Annotated in this window: 1 protein-coding gene; it reads left to right on the top strand. The window is 67.6% G+C overall.

The features are described from left to right. On the top strand, positions 1-3,223 hold a 3,223-nt coding region (locus AC1DKV_RS40285), incomplete at both ends, for a pyruvate carboxylase (protein ID WP_477139742.1).

Genomic DNA, 3,223 nt, shown 5'->3' with positions numbered 1-3,223 from the left:
CCCCGATCAAATCCCTGCTGATTGCCAACCGTTCCGAGATCTCCATCCGCGTGATGCGCGCGGCTGCCGAGATGAATATCCGGACCGTGGCGATCTATTCGAAGGAAGACCGCCTCGCGCTCCATCGCTTCAAGGCCGATGAGAGCTACCTGGTCGGCGAAGGCAAGAAGCCGCTGGCGGCCTACCTCGACATTGACGACATCCTGCGCATTGCCCGGCACGCGAAGGTGGATGCCATCCATCCGGGCTATGGCTTCCTGTCGGAGAACCCGGAGTTCGCGCAGGCGGTGATCGACGCCGGCATCCGCTGGATCGGGCCGTCGCCCGACGTCATGCGCAAGCTCGGCAACAAGGTGGCGGCGCGCAACGCGGCCATCGCGGCRGGCGTGCCGGTGATGCCGGCCACCGACCCGCTGCCGCACGACCTGGATGCCTGCAAGCGGCTGGCCGCGGGCGTTGGCTACCCGCTGATGCTCAAGGCGAGCTGGGGCGGGGGCGGGCGTGGCATGCGCATCCTGGAAAGCGAGCAGGACCTGGAAGGCTCGCTGGCCGCGGCCCGGCGCGAGGCGCTGGCCGCGTTCGGCAACGACGAGGTCTATGTCGAGAAACTGGTGCGCAACGCGCGCCACGTTGAAGTGCAGGCGCTGGGCGACACCCACGGCAACCTGGTGCACCTGTTCGAACGCGACTGCACGGTGCAGCGGCGCAACCAGAAGGTCGTGGAGCGCGCCCCCGCGCCGTACCTCGACGACGCYGGCMGGGCCGCGCTGTGCGAGGCGGCGATGCGGCTGATGCGCGCGGTCAACTACACGCACGCGGGCACGGTCGAGTTCCTGATGGATGCCGACTCCGGCCAGTTCTACTTYATCGAAGTCAATCCGCGCATCCAGGTCGAGCACACGGTCACGGARATGGTCACCGGGGTCGATATCGTCAAGGCGCAGATCCGCATCACCGAGGGCGGCCATATCGGCGTGACCGAGAACACGCGCGAYGCCGASGGCAAGATCGTYGTGCGCGCCGCGGGCGTGCCGGAGCAGGCGGGGATTTCGCTGAACGGGCATGCGCTGCAATGCCGGATCACGACCGAGGATCCCGAGAACGGYTTCCTGCCGGACTACGGCCGGCTCTCCGCCTACCGCAGCGCGGCGGGCTTCGGCGTGCGGCTCGATGCCGGCACYGCCTATGGCGGCGCGGTGATCACGCCGTACTACGATTCGCTGCTGGTCAAGGTCACCACCTGGGCGCCGACCGCCCCCGAGGCGATCCGGCGCATGGACCGCGCGCTGCGCGAGTTCCGCATCCGCGGGGTCGCGTCCAAYCTGCAGTTTCTCGARAACGTCATCAACTAYCCCGSGTTCCGCTCGGGTGACGTCACCACGCGCTTTATCGACAAGACGCCGGAACTGYTGGCGTTCACCAAGCGCCAGGACCGCGCCACCAAGCTGCTGCGCTACCTGGGCGAGGTCAGCGTGAACGGGCATCCGGAGATGAGTGGCCGMACGCTGCCCTCGYTGCCGTTGCCCGGTCCGGTGATGCCTGCTGTCGATACCGGCGAGCCGCTGCCGTATGGCACGCGCGACCGCCTGCGCGAGCTCGGCGCGGAGAAGTTCTCGCGCTGGATGCTCGAGCAGAARCAGGTGCTGCTCACCGACACCACCATGCGCGACGCGCACCAGTCGCTGTTCGCCACGCGCATGCGCACGGCGGACATGCTGCCGATCGCGCCGTTCTATGCGCGCGAGCTGTCGCAGCTGTTCTCGCTGGAGTGCTGGGGCGGCGCCACCTTCGACGTGGCGTTGCGCTTCCTGAAGGAAGACCCGTGGCAGCGCCTCGAGCAGTTGCGCGAGCGCGTGCCCAACGTGCTGTTCCAGATGCTGCTGCGCGGCTCGAACGCCGTCGGCTACACCAAYTATGCGGACAACGTGGTGCGCTTCTTCGTGCGCCAGGCCGCCAGCGCGGGCGTGGACGTGTTCCGCGTGTTCGACTCGTTGAACTGGGTGCGCAATATGCGCGTGGCGATCGATGCCGTCGGCGARAGCGGCGCGCTGTGCGAAGGCGCGATCTGCTATACCGGCGACCTGTTCGACCCGAAGCGATCCAAGTACGACCTGAAGTACTACGTCGGCATCGCGCGCGAGCTGAAGCAGGCSGGCGTGCATGTGCTGGGCATCAAGGACATGGCCGGTATCTGCCGTCCGCAGGCGGCAGCGGCGCTGGTCAAGGCGCTCAAGGAAGAGACCGGGCTGCCCGTGCATTTCCATACGCACGACACCAGCGGCATCTCGGCCGCTTCCGCACTGGCTGCGATCGAGGCCGGCTGCGATGCGGTGGACGGCGCGCTCGAYGCSATGAGCGGCCTGACCTCGCARCCSAACCTGTCGAGCATCGCYGCGGCGCTGGCSGGYAGCGAGCGCGATCCSGGCCTGAGCCTGGAACGCCTGCACGAAGCGTCGATGTACTGGGAAGGGGTGCGGCGCTACTACGCACCGTTCGAATCGGAGATCCGCGCAGGCACCGCCGACGTGTACCGTCACGAGATGCCGGGCGGCCAGTACACCAACCTGCGCGAGCAGGCCCGCTCGCTCGGCATCGAGCATCGCTGGACCGAGGTGTCGCGCGCCTACGCCGACGTCAACCAGATGTTCGGCGACATCGTCAAGGTGACGCCGACGTCCAAGGTGGTGGGGGACATGGCMTTGATGATGGTGGCCAACGATATGAGCGCCGCCGATGTGTGCGATCCGGCCAAGGAGATCGCCTTCCCCGAGTCGGTGGTCTCGCTGTTCAAGGGGGAACTGGGCTTTCCGCCTGACGGCTTCCCCGCCGGGCTCTCGCGCAAGGTGCTGCGCGGCGAGCCGCCCGCGCCTTACCGGCCGGGGGACCAGATACCGGCAGTCGATCTCGACGCTGCGCGCGCCGCAGGCGAAGCGGCCTGCGAGCAGGCGCTCGACGACCGCCAGCTGGCTTCGTACCTGATGTATCCGAAGCAGGCCGCGGACTACCACGCCCATGTGCGCAGCTACAGCGATACTTCGGTGGTGCCGACGCCGGCATTTCTGTACGGCCTGCAGCCGCAGGAAGAAGTGGGCATCGACATCGCCGCCGGCAAGACGCTGCTGGTCTCGCTGCAAGGCACGCACCCTGACGCCGAAKAGGGGGTCATCAAGGTCCAGTTCGAGCTCAACGGACAATCGCGCACAACKCTGGTCGAGCAGCGTAG

The organism is Cupriavidus sp. 05T41, from assembly GCF_056396525.1.
The sequence above is the reverse complement of the archived record's forward strand: the minus strand, read 5'-3'. Positions and strand labels throughout refer to the sequence as shown.